This is a genomic window from uncultured Jatrophihabitans sp., from assembly GCF_964251945.1.
GTDB lineage: Bacteria > Actinomycetota > Actinomycetes > Mycobacteriales > Jatrophihabitantaceae > Jatrophihabitans.
The window spans coordinates 22,144-37,965 of sequence record NZ_CAXULP010000002.1 but is presented as its reverse complement, the minus strand read 5'-3'; the positions used below and the strand labels follow the sequence as shown (position 1 = coordinate 37,965).

Here is a 15,822-nt window from a genome sequence, read left to right as displayed (position 1 = left end):
CGAGGCGACATGGGCATGGACGACGTCGGCGCACTGAACGGTGTTCGGGTGCTCGACTTTGGTCAGTATCTGGCGGGGCCGCTGGTCGCATTGCTGCTCGCCGAGAACGGCGCCGACGTGATTCGTGTCGATCCGCCCGGCGGCCCCGTGTGGGACCACCCCGCTAACGCTGTGCTGCAGCGCAGCAAGCGGTCTATCGTGCTCGATCTGAAGACGACGGCACATCTCGCGGTAGCCCGGGACCTGATCTCGTCCGCCGACGTGGTGATCGAGGGCTTCCGTCCCGGTGTCATGGCCCGGTTGGGGTTGGCGGCCGAGGAGGCGACTTCCGCCGACCCCCGCCTGATCTGGTGTTCGCTGCCCGGCTTCGCCGCGGACGATCCACGCGCCGCTGTCGCCGGATGGGAGGGCATCGTCTCCTCGGCGGCCGGTCTCTACCCCCCGGGGTTGTTCGCGATACGCGATCCCCCGCGGTTCTCCGCGGTCCCGATGGCGTCCACCTTCGCAGCCGCCATCGCAGCCCACAGCATTGCCGCCGCCCTGCTCACCCGCGCGCACACCGGCCGCGGCGAGCGGATCGAAGTGCCGCTGTTCGACGCCGCCTTCGACGCGATCGCCATCTACGGCGAGGCGCCCGGCACACTCGCGCAAGCCGGGTTCGGGCACGAGCAGGCGCGCATCGCCAATCCCGCGTTCGGCACCGAGAGCCCTTATGTGTGCCGGGACGGCCGCTACATCGCCAACTGCGGTTCTCCGCCGCGCGGTTTGCACAGATTCTGGGACGCGCACGTCGACGTCGAGCTGAAGGCACGTACCGACCCGGCCGGCGAAGCCGAGGCTCGCGAGCAGCTGACGGCGGTATTCGCCCAACGCGACGCGCAGGACTGGGAGCGGATCCTGCAGGAGGACTTCGGCGCCGCGGTCGCCGCGACCCTGACCACGAGCGAATGGCTCGATGACGAGCACGCCCGCTCGAGCGGCAGTGTCTTCGATGTCAGCGACCCGGTGCTGGGGGAGACCCGGCAGGCGGGTTCGGTGCTGCGCTATTCGCGAGGGGCGCCCGGAGTGCGTTTCCCCAGGCATTTGGTCGGCGCGGACACGACTGCCGTTATCGAGGAGCTGGCCGCGCTCCCCGATCGGCAGTTCGCGCCGCCGCAACGATCGACCGACTCACTGCCGCTGGCGGGGGTTCGAGTGCTCGACCTCACGAACCTGCTCGCAGGACCGATCGGCGGTCGCATCCTGGCCGAGTACGGCGCCGACGTCATCAAGATCAACAAAGCGGCGATCGGCTTTGGCGACGCCGATCCGATGGCCGACGACCCCATCACCTTCATCGGGCACCGGACCACGGGGGCCGGCAAGCGCACGATGTTCCTGGACCTGAAGTCGGCGAGGGGACGGCGTTTGCTCGACGAGCTTGTCCGCACGGCCGATGTCGTGCACACGAATATGCCGCCCGACACGGCCGCGCGGCTGGGCATCGACGAGGCGCGCCTACGTGTCTTGAATCCGCGAATCGTCTACTCCAGCTCGCGGTTGCACGCGGCAGGAGGGTGGCGGGGCCACTTCCGCGGACACGAGGACCTCGCTGAGCACGTCACGGGAATGAGCATCCGCTACGGCGGTGGGCTCCCGGACGGTATGCACGGGATCATCGTGAACGACCACGCGACGGGGCATTTTGCGGCGTTCGGCGTGCTGCTCGCGTTGCTGGCCCGGGAACGCACCGGCGCCGGCGAGGCCGTCGAGACTTCACTGTCACAGACCGCGACCTACTTCCAGATCCCGTACATGATCAAGTATCTCGGCGCGACATGGGCCGAGCCGAGTGGGCGCGAGGCCATGGGCTGGGGTCCGTCCGACCGGCTCTATCGCGCGGCCGACGGGTGGCTATGGGTTGCCGCCCCAGGCGATCATGGCTTGGCCGACCTGCTGCGGACCGGCCTGTTCGCCGAAGCCGTCGATGCACACGGACGCGCCATCGAGGTGGAACTCGAACGTGCGTTCGTCAAGCGGCCGACGCTGCAATGGCAGAGCCTGCTCGAAGAGCACCGAATCGCCTCGCACCCGTTCCGGACCATCGCCGACGTGATGGACGACGACGTGGCGACATCGCGGGGACTCAGCGTCACTCGCGACCATCCGGGCCTCGGACGCGGTCGCGAGGTGGGCTTCCTCCCGCGATTCGCCTCGCGTCGCGCGTGGACGGTGCCGCCTGCTTGCGCGCCGGGCTGGCACACCAGGGAGATCCTCACCGAGCTGGGCCACGCCGACGAGATCGACGACCTGCTCGCGGCGCGTGTGGTCGCGGTGGCGGACTCGCACCGGCCGTCGGCCAGGTAGGCCTAGATCACGTCCTGCTCGGCGAGCCGGGCTATCTCGGCCTTGCTCCTGCCGAGCAGTTCGCCGAGCACCCACTCGTTGTCCTCGCCGTAACACGGCGCGCCCCGATCGATCCGGCCGCCGATGTGCGCAGGCGTTCGCTCGAGTTTCACCGGGAACTCCGCCACCGGCCATCGACCGATTTTGCTGCCCTCGATCTCGGTCAGCCAGGCGAGGTGAGCGAGCTGCGGGTCCCGTTCGACACGGTCGGCCGCGGTCTGGCAGACCCCCGCAGGAATGCCGTGCGCCTGCAGCCGGTGCATGAGTTGGTAGCCCTCCTGCGCGCTGGTCCACTCGCTTACCAGCCCGTCCAGCGTCTCCTGGCGTTCGAGGCGGCTGGCCAGGGTCGAGAAATCAGACGTCCAGGGCTGATCGATCAGCCGCGCGAGCGAGTGCCACTCGTCCTCGGTCGTACACGCGATGGCGATCCAGCGGTCGTCACCGGTTGTCCGGTAGATCGCGTGCGGTGCGGCAGCCTGCTGCGGGGAGTGGTTGCCGGTGCGTTGCCACGTTTTCCCGGTGGCCGACCATTCCAGGATCGCGCCGCCGGCCACGTATATGCCGGACTCCGTCTGCGACGCGTCGATCCACTGACCCTGGCCGGTTCGCTCGCGGTGGTGCAGGGCGGCGAGCATCGCGGCAGAGAAGCTATAGGCGCCGATCCAGTCGAGGTAGGAGTAGCCCCAGCCTGCTGGGATCGCGGGATCGGGTAGGCCGGACATCTCGGTCACGCCGGCAAGAGCGCCTGCGATCGGACCGACCGCCCGCAGCCGCCCGTACGTGCCAGCCGTTCCCATCCCGGACTGCTGCGCGTAGATGATGTCCGGCTTGATCCGTCGCAGTTCGTCCCAGCCCAGACCCCAGCGATCCAGCACGCCGGGGGAAAAGCCCTCGGCCACGATGTCGGACCTGGCGATCAGCTCGCGGGCGATCGCAAGACCCTCCGGATGCCGGACGTTGAGCGAGAGCCCGCGCTTGCCAGGATTCTTGTTGTTGAACTGACCGCCCATGTCCGGGTCGGTGACACCGGGCAACGGTGCGCTGGCCGCCTCCCGGGCTTCCCGGCCGCCGACGGGCGCCATCGCAGCCATCCGGGTGTCGGGATTGGCTTTCCACTCGACCTTGATCACCTCGGCGCCGAGCGCGGCGAGGAAGCGCGTGCCGCCGGCGGAGGCGAGGAACCAGCTGAAGTCGAAGATGCGGACGCCAGCCAGCGGCATCGGCTTGCCGTGCGCGGACCGCACGTCCGGCGGCGCGGTCGGAGCACGTGGAGCGGCCGCCGCCCGGGGCGTCGGTGCGGGCGCGGCCAGCTCGGCGCGGACGGTGTCGTTGTCCTCGCCGAGCAGCGGTGCGCGCCGTCCGACCACGAAGTCCGGACCGGTCGAGATCCACTTGCTGACTGCGTAGGTGTAGACGCCGCCGGTTTCGGGATGCTCGACCTCGGCGAACGTGCCGCGTGCCTGCCAGTGCGGGTCGAGCACGTTCTCGTGCGGCTTGCGGATCGGCGAGCAGACGATCCCGGCGGCCTGCATGTCCAGCCACGGCAGGTTGTCGTAGCTGTGCTTGCGCACGAAGCGCTCGACGAGCTCGAGCACTCGTGCCCCGCGTTCGCTCTGGGCGGAGCTGCCTGGGATGGCCCGCTTGCCTGCGTCGTCGTCGCCGGCGCCGAGATCACCGACGACCCCCTGACTGGCAAGGTATTCGATGATCTGCGCCTCGTTCTTCGCGCCCAACGGTGTGGTGATCAGGTACCGGCCGTCCTTGGTCTGCGCGACGGTGACGACCGCCGAGACCCTCTCCGCGGCGTGCCGGCAGGTCTGCCGGTGCAATGGGCTGCGGCGCATCACCCAGTTCATCAGGTCGAGTTCAGTGCTCTTCGCGACGGCTTCATGCACGGCGCACGACAGGTACTGTCCATCGCCGGTGCGGTTGCGGTGGTGGACGGCCGCCAGAATCCCGATGAGCAGCTGTTCGCCGGCGATGACGTAGGACTGCCACTGAGCCGGGGCGATCGGCGGCAGGTCGTAGAAGCCATCGGGTTGCGGATCGTAACCGCAGTTCATCGTCGGTCCGCCGAGCGCGAGGTGCACGAGATCGTTGCTGCGGTAGCCGGCCCACGGCCCGTCGTCGCCGAAGGGCGTCATCCGGGCGATCACCAGTCGCGGATAAGCCCGCAGCAGCTCGTGCGTCGTCATGCCGGGAATCGCCTCGAGCAGAGTCGCGTCGGCGCCGGAGAGCAGGAGCACGTCCGTCCGCTCGACCAGCGAGATCAACAGTTCCCCGTCCGCGGCCGACGTCGGGTCGACGGTGACAGATCGCTTGCCACGGTTGTGCTGCCAAAAGAACAGCGATTTCTCCCGGTCGGGCTTGCCGTCAAGGAACGGTCCGATGCGACGGGTGACGCTGCCGCCAGGAGGCTCCACCTTCACGACCTGGGCACCGAGGCCGGCAAGCTCAAGCCCCACGTGGGCGGCCTGTTCGTCAGCGATCTCGACGACGCGCAGGCCCTCGAGCACCCCGGACGCCCCCGACTTGTCTGACATGCCCGCCACAGTATGAGTGCGCTCGCCCCACCGTCAACGCGGGTGTTGGAACTCGCCGGAACCACAGCCAACGCCGGCGTTGACGCGAGTCGAGCCCACGACTACCGTCGTGAGGACTGCTTCCGCGGCCCCAGGCGGGCTCCGGACGACATTTGCAAAGGACTGGCATGACTGCTGTGGCGGACGTCGAAACGGGCAGAATCACCCGCACACTCTGTGAGTACCTGGTCGGGATCACCTATGACGACCTCCCGCGGGAGGCCACCGAGCTGGTGAAGATCTTCACCCTGGAGGCGGTCGGGCACATGGTGCTCGCGCACGCTCAGCCGGTGAGTCGCATGCTGGTCGAGTACGCCCGCGAACTCGGCGCGATCGGGCAGGCGCAGATCGTTGGCGGAGGTTTCAAGACCTCGGTCGCCGAGGCCGCCTATGTCAACGGCTCCCTGGCCCACGCCGACGAGCTCGAGTCCTATGGCACCATCCCTGGTTCGGGTCTGGTGCCGCCACTCGCGGCGGGCATCAGCGTCGGCGACTTCAAGCACTCCTCCGGGCGCGACTACATCGCCGCCGTCGTCGCCGGCATCGAGATGCAGGGCCACCTCGGCATGGCCGGCATCGGCGCGTGCGACCGAGGTTTCATGGGCATCTCACTGGTCGGGCCGGCCGCCGCGGCCGTCACCGGGGGCAAGTTGCTCGGCCTGTCGGTGGATCAGCTCCAGAACGGGCTCGGCACCGCCCTGCCGCTCGGCAACGGCAGCACCCGTGGCTGCGGCTCGATGGCGCACGTGCACGAGGCGGGCGTTCCCACGCGAAGCGGTGTGCTCGCCGCGCAGATGGCCGAGCGGGGATTCACCAGCTGCGTCGACTTCCTCGACGGCGCCCACTCCTGGGGTATGCAGTACGCCGGCCTCGACGGCAAGCGTCCCTACGACGAGGCCAAGCTGACCGAAGGAATCGGGGGTGAGCTGTTCACGCTCACCGCCGGAATCGCACCCAAGCGGTACGGCTCGTGCGGGCTCACCCATCAGACCATCTACGGCACCATCAAGATCATGCGCGAGAACGACATCGGTCCGGATGACATCGCGCACATCGAACTGCGGGTACCGCCGTGGGCCGATCGCATCGCGCCGTTCCGCGAACCGATCAGCGGCGAGCAGGCGAAGTTCAGCATCCGCCACGGCGTCGCCGGGCTGCTCGTGGGCGGGATCCCCGATCTGCCTTACACCCACGCCTTCGACGACGAGGCCGCCCGCGACCCACGCTATGTCGCGGCGCGCCAACGGGTCACCTTGACCGTGCTGGAGGGCGAGAGCGTGCGGGGCTTCGCCGACCAGACCGTCATCGTCACACTGCGCGACGGGCGTCGGATCACCGAGGTGGTGTCCACCCTGGAAGACACCACGTACACGCTCGACGAGCGCGTCGCGATGTTCAAGAACACCGTCCGGTCGCTAGGCGACGACACGGCCGATCAACTGGTGGACGTCGTACTCGAGCTGGAGGACCACTCGGTCGCCGACATCATCGCGCTGACGAACTGAGCGCCCGGCCGGTGAGCGGTTAGCTGCGGGTATCGAGCCAACCCTGCTGCTTTGCAGCGACGTCGTGGGAGGTCTCGTTGCCGTAGCTCCACCGCAGCATCGGCACCCAACCACGGATGCGCCATCCAACCGGGGTGCGGATGCAATCGAAGCGATACTCGTTTCCGTGCGCCAACAGCGTCTCGTCCGTCACGCGGTCCGCCGGGAAGTGGATGTTGACCGAGTGTGCCCGGCACACGGCGGCGTCGCCGCGCAGGTCGACATGGTGCCCGGCCACCAGGTGTTGGGTGAGCAGACCGGTCTTGAACATTTTCATGCCTGCCTTGACCTCGTCTCGCGTCACCAGGAAACGCCCGAGATAGTCGCTCGGATCGAATCCCGGCTCGGACGCCTGTGCGAGGGTCGGCATCGACAGCGGATCGGTGAACACCTCGTCCAAGTCGTCCCAGCTGTCGTGGTCGTAGGCCCAATGCGGTCGTTGGCAGAGATCGACGATCTCGATCCGGTCGGCTAGCTCCCGCAGACCGGGCATTTGCCCGGTCTCGGTATTCGCGCTCGGCTCGGCATTCGGCGATCCAGGGCGACGGTGTGAATCTGGCACGTCGTTTCTCTCAGTCAGTTGCTCGGGATAACCCGGCCGCCGGGCAGGGTGCGGTACACGGATGCAGCCAAGGCGGTGTCCAGCGCTTCAACGCTCCACTGATCGTCGCTGTCGATCTCGGCAGCCGAGCTCCACGGCACCCAGCGTCGCACGTTGGTGCCGGTGATCTCGAAGACTTGACCGCTCAGCCAGGCAGCGCGTTCGGACGCGAGATACGTGACCACGTTCGCGACGTGTTGCGGGTTCATGGGGTCGGGGTTCGACGCGTCGAACCGAGGTGGTGGCTCGGTTCCCTTCGCTTGGGCGTCCATCCGAGTCGCCGCGTGGGGAAGGATCGCATTGACGGTGACCCCATACCTGCGCAATTCCAGCGCCGCCCCGAGTGCCAGGGTCGCAACGCCGGCCTTGAGTGAGCCGTAGACCGAGAATTCCTCGACGCCGCCTGGCACGCCTGCGCTGGAGGACGTCGCGATGATCGTGCGGTGGATGACCCGACCGGCCTCGTGCTCGGCGCGCCAGTGCGCAGCACAGTGCCGGACAAGCGCGTAGGTGCCCTTGAACAGCACGCCGATCTGCGCGTCGAGGTCGCGCTCGGTGACGTCGGCGATCGGTGATCTGGACACGACGCCGGCGTTGGCCACGACGATGTCGAGCTGGCCGAACTCGGCGACCGCGCGCTGCACAAGGATCCCGCCGGACGTCCACAGCGACATGTCGGCGGCGTCGGCGATCGCACGGCCGCCGGCTTCGACTATCTCCGCGGTCACCTCCCGGGCAGCTGCCGAATCGATGTCGTTGACGACCACGGCAGCGCCCGCCGCACCGAGCGACACGGCCTCGCAACGTCCGATGCCGATACCGGCGCCGGTGACGATCGCGACCTTTCCCGCGAGGATCGCCATGCGGTGCCCCCCTTCCAGTCGTAGCGGTTGGAACATACAACCGAGACCCGGGCTTGCGTCAACATAGGAGTTGATTAGCGTCGGGCGGCATAGCGTCGCCGACCAGCCTGCGGGGTCGACCGTGACCTTGTCGTTACCAAATCTGTATCAACGTTGAGGTTGACTGGCGTCGAAGTGAAGTGCAACACTCCGCCGTGCGGGTGCCGCAGGTGATGCCGGACGGCCCGCACGCGGCACGTTTCTGACAGCGCCACCGTCACAGGGCAGCCCACCAAATACCTGCACCGAGCAACCGATGAAGCACCACTACCGAGGACGGTCGAACGTGGCACAAGGCAAGACGGCCGAGGTCGCCGCCGATCTGGCGGTGAGCGAGTCCGCCGTCGTCGGCGACCCGGTGGTCGCGCCGACCGTCGCACCGGCCCTGTCCATCCGGGGCGTGAGCAAGGCCTTCGGACCCACCCAGGCGCTGTGGCCCCTTGACCTCGACATCGCGCCCGGCGAGATCCACGCGCTGCTGGGCGAGAACGGCTCCGGCAAGTCCACGGTGATCAAGTGCCTGTCCGGCTACCACCGGCCGGAGACCGGCGAGGTATTCGTCGCCGGGCAGCGGCTCACCCTCGGCTCGTCGGCGTCCTCGCATGCTCTGGGTTGCCGGTTCGTCCATCAGGACCTCGGACTCATTGACGCGCAGACGATCGTGGACAACCTGCACATCGGCGGCGCGTACACCACCGTCCTCGGCACCATCAATGGCCGCGCAGCTCGCCGATCGGCGCAGGCGGACCTCGCGCGGGTCGAGCTGGACGTCGACCCGCGGCGCTTGGTGTCGACGCTGACCCCTGCCGAGCAGACGTCGGTCGCGGTTGCCCGGGCGTTACGACGCCAGAACGGGAGCGAGCCGCGCCTGCTGGTGCTCGATGAGCCGACCGCCCGGCTGCCCCAGAAAGAGGTGGCGCAGCTGCTCGACCTGGTTCGCCTGGTCGCCCGCGCTGGCGTCGCCGTGATCTACGTGAGCCACCGGATCGAGGAGGTCCTGGAAGTTGCGCACACGGCCACCGTTTTGCGTGACGGCCACAACGTCGCAACTTGCAAGGTGTCCGAACTCGATCGCCGCAGCCTCGTCGAGCTGCTCGTCGGCAGCGCTCTGGACGAGGTGGATGTCGCCAGTCGTGCGCAGCCTGCGGCCGACGCCCCAGCCGTCCTCACCGTCGAGAACCTGACCACACCGAACCTCAGCTCGATTGACCTGGAAGTCCGGCGTGGCGAGGTAGTCGGCATCGCCGGCATCACCGGATCCGGTCGAGAGGTCATCCTTTCGACGATCTTCGGCGGCCTTCCGCGACCGGTCGGCACGGTCGCCGTCGACGGGAAGGCTCTCAGCCCCGGTCGGCCCGACCAGTCGATCGCGGCGGGCGTGGCCTACCTGCCGCCGGACCGCAAGGTGTCCGGCGGACTGGTCGGACTCAGTGCTCGCGAGAACCTGATGCTCGCGAACCTCCGCAAGCACTGGCGCTGGCCCGCGCTGTCGGGCCGGAAGGAACGAGCGGAGTCCAGGGCGTGGTTCGAGCGTCTGCATGTCCGTCCCGCTGACGATGTCGAGCGCCTGTTGTCCGCATTCAGCGGGGGCAATCAGCAGAAGATCCTGTTCGGCAAATGGATGCGCACCGAGCCGAAGGTGCTGCTGCTCGACGAGCCGACACAGGGTGTCGACATCGCCACCAAGGCCGAGCTGCACGAGCAGATCCTCACGGCTGCCGAAGCCGGCGCGTGCGTGGTCGTCAGCTCGTCGGACACCGAGGAGCTCATCGGGATTTGCCATCGAATCATGGTGATGCGTGAGGGCCGGATCGCCGGACTGCTCAGCGGTAAGGAGAAAACAGTGCTCAATCTGTCGCACACGACGTTCGGAACCAACGGCACGGATGTCGGCGCATGATCGGCCGTCTTGGTCTGGACCGATTCAGCGCGCTCTACCTCGGGGCGATCTTCATCTTCGTCTTCGGCATCTGGACTCCGAAACTGTTCCTCACCGCATCGACCGTGCACACCATCGCCTCGTCCCAGGCGATCGCCGCGATCGTGGGCATCGCGGTGATCGTGCCATTGGCCGCCGGGGTCTTCGATCTCTCGGTCGGGGCGGTGGTCAACCTGTCGGCGGTCATCGCCGCGGTGATGCAGGAGCGGCACGGCTTCGGTGTCTGGGCCTCCATCGCGGTCGCTGTCGGAGTGTCGTTCGTCATCGGCGTCATCAACGGATTCGTCGTCGTGAAGCTGCACGTCGGCGCGTTCATCGCGACCCTGGGCACGGCCACCATCATCGGCGCGTTCCAGACGATCGTCTCTAACCAGACCCAGCCGCTCCCGCCGGACTCGAGTCTGTGGGTCAAGCTAACCCAGACCCAATTCCTGGGCGGATTCCAGGTCATCATCGTCTACCTGCTGGTCATCGCATTGTTCTTCTGGTGGCTGCTCGACCACACCCCGATGGGCCGCCAGATCTACGCGTCCGGCGCCAACCCGGAGGCGGCGCGCCTGTCCGGCGTCAACGTTGACAAGTGGACGTGGATCTCACTGATCATCTCCTCGACTCTCAGCGGAGTAGCGGGCGTCCTCTACTGCTCGCTCTCGGGCCCATCGCTCACCTTCGGCGCGGCACTGCTGCTCCCGGCTTACGCGGCGGCATTCCTCGGGTCCACGCAGATCAAGCCCGGCCGATTCAACATCCTCGGCACGCTGATCGCCGTCTACGTCCTGGCCACCGGAATCCAGGGCTTGCAGTACGTGACAGGCGTGCAGTGGCTCGGCGACATGTTCAACGGCACGGCGCTGGTGATCGCGGTGAGCTTCGCGACTCTCTCACCACGGATTAAGGCCAAGCGGATTCAGGCGGCGGCGGTGCAGGAGCGCCTCAAGGACGGCGACCAGCGAGGCAGCCCCGACCAGCAGCTCGTGCCGAATTGACGGCCAACCTTCAACCGCACACGAACTGGACGGAGCTCGCAACGATGCAGGTGGGCCAGTTGTTGAACGGTGGCCGCGCGATCGTCGTCGGCGGCGGTGGCATGGGCAATGGCCGCGCGATCGGACGAGGGATCGCCGCGGCGGGAGCCCGGGTTGCTCTGGTCGACATCGACCCGGCGCGCGTCGCCGAAGCGGTAGTCGACGTCGAGGCGCAGGGCGGGGCAGCGTTGGGACTGGTCGGCGACGTGCGCGACCAGGCCGTCGTCGAGCGGATCGTCGCCGAAGCGGTCGAGTGGCTTGGCGGACTGGACACGCTGGTCACCGTCGTCGGCGGGTACTCGCTGTTCGCGAAGTGGGCGCCGCTGGCCGAGGTCACCGACGACCAGTGGAACCTCATCATGGATCTGAACCTCACCTACGTCGTGCGCTTTGCCCGCGAAGCCATCCGCGTCTTCCTCGACCAGGGCTCCGGCGGATCGATCGTGAGCATCGGTTCGATCTCCGGAAACGTCGCGAGCCCCTACGGCGCCGCCTATGGCGCTGCGAAGGCTGCGCTGACGAATCTCGCCAAATCGGTGTCGGTCGAGTACGGCGACAAGGGCATCCGGATGAACGTGCTGTCGTGCGGGGTGATCGCCACTGAGGCCCAGCAGGCGAACTATCCCGATGGCGGCGGGCTTGCGGAACGGATCCCCGCCGGTCGCCCGGGGCGTCCGGAGGAGATTGCCAACGCAGTGGTGTTCCTCGCCTCGCCGTACGCGTCCTACGTCAGTGGTCAGAACCTCACCGCGGACGGTTCGCTCACGTCCCGGTTCCCACTACCGCTGCCCGACGTCAGGTCGAACGTCGCCGGTTGAGCCGGCGCTATCCGTCGCACACAAGCCGAGAGCTCGAATCATTCCCGAGAGGAACCCGCATGAGATTGCCGAACTCGACAGTGATGAACCGCGTCTTCGACGTGGACAGCCACGAGATGGCCCCGCTGCACTTCTGGGGTTCGACCTTCGGGCCCGCCGCAGGAGAGATCGCCGACCAGATCACAGACGCGATGAAGTTGCAGATCGGCAACGACTTCTACGCACCTGATCTCGCCGGCGATCTGACGACGATCGATCACGACTCGGTGTGGAATCTCAAGGGCACGTCGGCCCCGGGTGCCTTCGACTTCGCTCGACGGCTCGACGTGATGGACGAGATGGGTGTGGCCCGTCAATTGGTGTTCCCGTCGTTCGCGATCTTCGCCAGCATGGCGAAGATCGGCAACGAGTTCCAGGTCAAGAACTTCCTCGGCATGAAGGGCAGCATCGGCGAGATCCAGGATCTCGGCGACGCGGGCCTGACCGAGTACAACAACTGGGCCGCTGCCACGACGAAGAATTCCGACCGCACCCGGTGCGTCGCCTATGTCATGGACAACGGCACGGTCGATGACCTCCTCGAGCAGACCGAGACGCTGATCGGCAAGGGCATTCGTGCGGTGAACATCCCGCATGGCGTCCCGCCGGCCGGCGTGAGCCCCGCTGACCCGTCCATGGATCAGTTCTGGGAACTGTTGGAAAGCCATGATGTGCCGCTGGTGACGCACGTCGGCAACGAGCAGGGCCTGTTCGCAAGCGGGCAGTGGAAGCGGAACGTGCCGGCATTCGCGCTCGGCAAGACCCAGAGCATCGAGCTCGGGCTGGAGCCCTACTCCTTCGCGACACTGCACATCACCGCCGGGCACTTTCTCACGGTGCTCGTTCTCGGCGGCGTGTTCGAACGGTTCCCCAATCTACGTCTGGGGATGATCGAGCAGGGTTCCTCCTGGCTCGGGCCTGCTGCGGACAACCTCGACATGTGGGCCCGCGACGTCTACCACAACCGGCTCAAGCACCACATCTCGATGGCGCCGTCGCAGTACATCAACCGGAACGTGCGGGTGACCCCCTTCAACGACTTCGAGCCCGTCGCTCAAGACTTCGCGCGCTATCCACAGATTGCCGACTCGTATTGCTATGCCACCGATTACCCGCATGTCGAGGGCGGCAAGGAGTCCAAGCAGAAGCTGTTCGACCAGATCAGCCCGCTCGGCGAGGAGATCGTCGACAAGTTCTTCCGTAGCAATGCCCAGCTCATCCTGCCGGATTGACGGCGACGAAGTCCCGAACAGTCCGAACTCTGCCAAGGACCCGACCTCTTCCAAGGAGTGCACGTGAACGCAAGAGTCCTGACCGCTACAAGTGCTGCCGTCGCGGCTGCCCTCATGACGGTCTCTGCCTGCAGTTCGTCGGGGGGATCGCCGCAGTCGGGGGGATCGCCGCAGACGTCCGGCCCGACCAGTTCGAGCACCGTGTCCGTGTCTGGCAATGCCGCCGCAGCCAAGGCGATCGCCGCGGCCAAGGCTGCGGAGACGTTCAGCACGAGCATACCGGTCACCGACCCGCTGCCGTCGGCGCCACCTAAGGGCAAAACCGTCGTCTTCCTGCAATGCGAACAGGAGGAGTGTGGCCACGAGGGCGACGGTCTGAACGCCGCTGCAAAGGCGATCGGCTGGACGGTGAAGACGCTCAACTTCAAGGCCGCGGATCCGGCCACGCTGGTCGCCGCACTGAAGACCGCGCTGCAGTACAAGCCGGTCGGTGTCTTCTTCTCCGGTGCGCCGCAGGCGGTGTGGAAGAGCGAGCAGTCCGACTACGCGAAGGCGAAAGCCTTCATCACCGAGAACTTCGACGCGACGGCGCCCACCGGAGAGGGCCAGGAGCCCGGCCGCGGGTACACCGCCGACTCGACGCACATCGGCACGCTGCTTGCAGGCATCCAGCTCCAGGACGCGAACGGCGTCCCGGCCAACTCGCTGCTGGTCAACGTCCCCGACTACGCGGTGTTCGTCGCCACCGGCAAGGCTTATCACAGCACGATTTCCGCGGCGTGCCCGTCCTGCAAGATCACCGACGTCAACCTCACGTTGCCGCAGCTGCTCGGCGGTCAACTGAACTCCGCCGTCGTATCCGCGGCGAAGCGGGCAGCCAACGTCAAGTACATCGTGTCGGTCAATGGCGCGTTCGTGGCTCAGCTGCCGCAGGCGCTCGCTGCCGCGGGACTCACCGGCAAGTACAAGATCATTAGCGGACAGGGTGAGTCCGGCGACCAGAAGAACGTCCTCAGCGGCACGGCGCTGGCGACGGTCAACAGCCCGTTGACGATGGGTGGCTGGCAGGACATGGATATGGCGATCCGCAAGGTGATGAACCTGCCGATCCCCGCCGGCGACCACGTCGTCCCGATCGCGGTGCTCACCAAGTCCAACATCGGTACGCCGCAGGACTCCTACGACATCCCGTCGGACTATGCCGCCCAGTTCAAGAAGCTGTGGCAGGTCGGCTGATGAGCGCCCCGCGCGCCGGACAGCTCTATATCAATGGACAGTGGCGCGACGCGACCGGTGGTGCGCGCTTCGACGTCCTCAGCCCGTTCGACGAGTCGGTGATCGGCACGGCCGCGAACGCTGCGGCCGACGATGTGTCCGCGGCGGTGGGTGCGGCGCGCACCGCATTCGACGAGTCCGGCTGGTCCACCGACGTCCAGTTCCGCAAGCACTGCATCGAGCAGCTCGAGGAGGGTCTGCGCAAGGTCTCGTCCGAGCTGGCGGCGTTTGCGACGCTCGAGGCCGGCATCCCGTCGAGCCAGGCCGATCTCATCGAGTCGACCTTGGAAGAGGTGGCCTATCACGTCGAGTTGATGGACAGCTTCGACTGGGAGGTCGAGCTCCCCGTGCACACGATGCTGGGCATGAGCAGCCGACGGCTCGTGCGGCAGGAGGCGCGCGGAGTTGTCGGGGCGATCACCCCGTGGAACGCCCCCACCTCGATGAATGTCGGCAAGACCGTGCCGGCGCTGGCGGCCGGCAACACGGTGGTGCTCAAGCCGGCCCCGGACACGCCTCTGGAGGCGGTGATCGTCGCTGAGGCAGTAGCGAAGTACACCGACATTCCCCCTGGCGTGTTCAACTTGATCACGACCAACGACAACGAGGTCGGCGGCGACGGGCTCACCGGTGACCCCCGGGTCAGCATGTTCCACTTCACCGGTTCGACAGCGGTCGGCCAGCGGATCGCGTCGCGCGCAGCGGTCGGTTTCCGCAAAGTCGTGCTCGAACTCGGGGGCAAGTCGGCCAACCTCATCCTCGACGACGCCGACCTGGACACCGCACTCCCCTACAGCGTCGGAATGTGCATGTACAACAGCGGCCAGGGTTGCCTGCTTCCCACCCGCATGGTGGTGCACGCGGCCCGCTACGACGAAGTGGTCGAGCGGGCCACCGCAATCTGCGAGGCGCTGCCCTGGGGTGATCCGAATGACCCGTCGACCGTCGTCGGTCCGATCATCCGTCGCGGCCAGGTCGAGCGGATTGCCGGACTGGTCGACCGTGCGCGTTCGGCTGGCGCCACGGTGGTGACGGGCGGGAATGCGGCGCACCCGGACTTTGCGAAGGGCTACTGGTATCAGCCCACGGTCGTGGCCGGCGCCGCCGTGGACAGCGAGATCGCGCAGACCGAGGTGTTCGGTCCTGTGCTGACCATCCTGCGCTACGACGGCGACGACGACGAGGCGATCCGGATTGCGAACTCCACCCGGTACGGGCTCGGCGGATTCGTTCAGACCACCGATCCCGACCGCGGCCGACGCATCGCGAACGCGATCCGCTCCGGTGGTGTGGCGATCGGGCCGTCGTTCTGGGTCGCCCCGGACACCCCGTTCGGCGGCTACGGCGCAAGCGGCCTCGGTCGCGAACGCGGAGTCGAGGGTTTCCGCGAGTTCCTTCAGGCCAAAGCGATCTCCTCGCCGGCGTAGCAGCGCTCGGTACGGAGCCCGCACCACACAGCTCAACGACATAGGAGATGACC

General features: G+C 67.2%; 11 protein-coding genes. 8 read left to right on the top strand and 3 right to left on the bottom strand.

Going from position 1 to position 15,822, the window contains the following annotated elements:
- Positions 1-9 precede the first annotated feature (9 nt).
- On the top strand, positions 10-2,346 hold the full coding sequence (locus tag ACFFBG_RS05155) for a CoA transferase (protein ID WP_375476338.1): 2,337 nt from the start codon (positions 10-12) through the stop codon (positions 2,344-2,346).
- Positions 2,347-2,348: 2 nt separating this feature from the next.
- On the opposite strand, the gene ACFFBG_RS05150 is transcribed toward ACFFBG_RS05155, so the two are convergent.
- The gene (locus ACFFBG_RS05150; RefSeq protein ID WP_375476336.1) at positions 2,349-4,928 is read right to left on the bottom strand and encodes a CoA transferase; all 2,580 of its coding nucleotides are present in this window, start codon (positions 4,926-4,928) and stop codon (positions 2,349-2,351) included.
- A gap of 167 nt (positions 4,929-5,095) precedes the next feature.
- On the opposite strand from ACFFBG_RS05150, the gene ACFFBG_RS05145 reads away from it, so the two are divergent.
- Positions 5,096-6,472, top strand: coding sequence for an MmgE/PrpD family protein (locus tag ACFFBG_RS05145; protein WP_375476334.1), 1,377 nt, complete (start codon positions 5,096-5,098; stop codon positions 6,470-6,472).
- A gap of 19 nt (positions 6,473-6,491) precedes the next feature.
- Here ACFFBG_RS05145 and ACFFBG_RS05140 read toward each other — a convergent pair whose 3' ends face one another.
- Positions 6,492-7,004, bottom strand: coding sequence for a nuclear transport factor 2 family protein (locus ACFFBG_RS05140; protein ID WP_375476332.1), 513 nt, complete (start codon positions 7,002-7,004; stop codon positions 6,492-6,494).
- 83 nt (positions 7,005-7,087) lie between these two features.
- The gene (locus ACFFBG_RS05135) at positions 7,088-7,975 is read right to left on the bottom strand and encodes an SDR family NAD(P)-dependent oxidoreductase (protein WP_375476330.1); all 888 of its coding nucleotides are present in this window, start codon (positions 7,973-7,975) and stop codon (positions 7,088-7,090) included.
- Between the two features lie 325 nt (positions 7,976-8,300).
- On the opposite strand from ACFFBG_RS05135, the gene ACFFBG_RS05130 reads away from it, so the two are divergent.
- The 6 genes from ACFFBG_RS05130 (at position 8,301) to ACFFBG_RS05105 (ending at position 15,769) form a co-directional block, all read left to right on the top strand.
- The gene (locus tag ACFFBG_RS05130) at positions 8,301-9,914 is read left to right on the top strand and encodes a sugar ABC transporter ATP-binding protein (protein WP_375476328.1); all 1,614 of its coding nucleotides are present in this window, start codon (positions 8,301-8,303) and stop codon (positions 9,912-9,914) included.
- 143 nt (positions 9,915-10,057) lie between these two features.
- Positions 10,058-10,939, top strand: a complete 882-nt coding sequence (locus ACFFBG_RS05125) for an ABC transporter permease (protein ID WP_375476326.1) — start codon at positions 10,058-10,060, stop codon at positions 10,937-10,939.
- Positions 10,940-10,983: 44 nt separating this feature from the next.
- A complete protein-coding gene (locus ACFFBG_RS05120; protein ID WP_375476324.1) occupies positions 10,984-11,796 on the top strand; it encodes an SDR family NAD(P)-dependent oxidoreductase in 813 nt (270 codons plus the stop codon).
- 59 nt (positions 11,797-11,855) lie between these two features.
- Positions 11,856-13,067 (top strand): amidohydrolase family protein, encoded by a 1,212-nt coding sequence (locus tag ACFFBG_RS05115; protein ID WP_375476322.1) that lies wholly within the window; start codon positions 11,856-11,858, stop codon positions 13,065-13,067.
- A 207-nt stretch (positions 13,068-13,274) separates the two neighbouring features.
- Positions 13,275-14,303 (top strand): hypothetical protein, encoded by a 1,029-nt coding sequence (locus tag ACFFBG_RS05110; RefSeq protein ID WP_375476320.1) that lies wholly within the window; start codon positions 13,275-13,277, stop codon positions 14,301-14,303.
- Complete coding sequence (locus ACFFBG_RS05105) at positions 14,303-15,769, top strand: aldehyde dehydrogenase family protein (RefSeq protein WP_375476318.1); 1,467 nt, start codon at positions 14,303-14,305, stop codon at positions 15,767-15,769. Before ACFFBG_RS05110 ends, ACFFBG_RS05105 begins: the two co-directional genes overlap by 1 nt.
- Positions 15,770-15,822 lie beyond the last annotated feature (53 nt).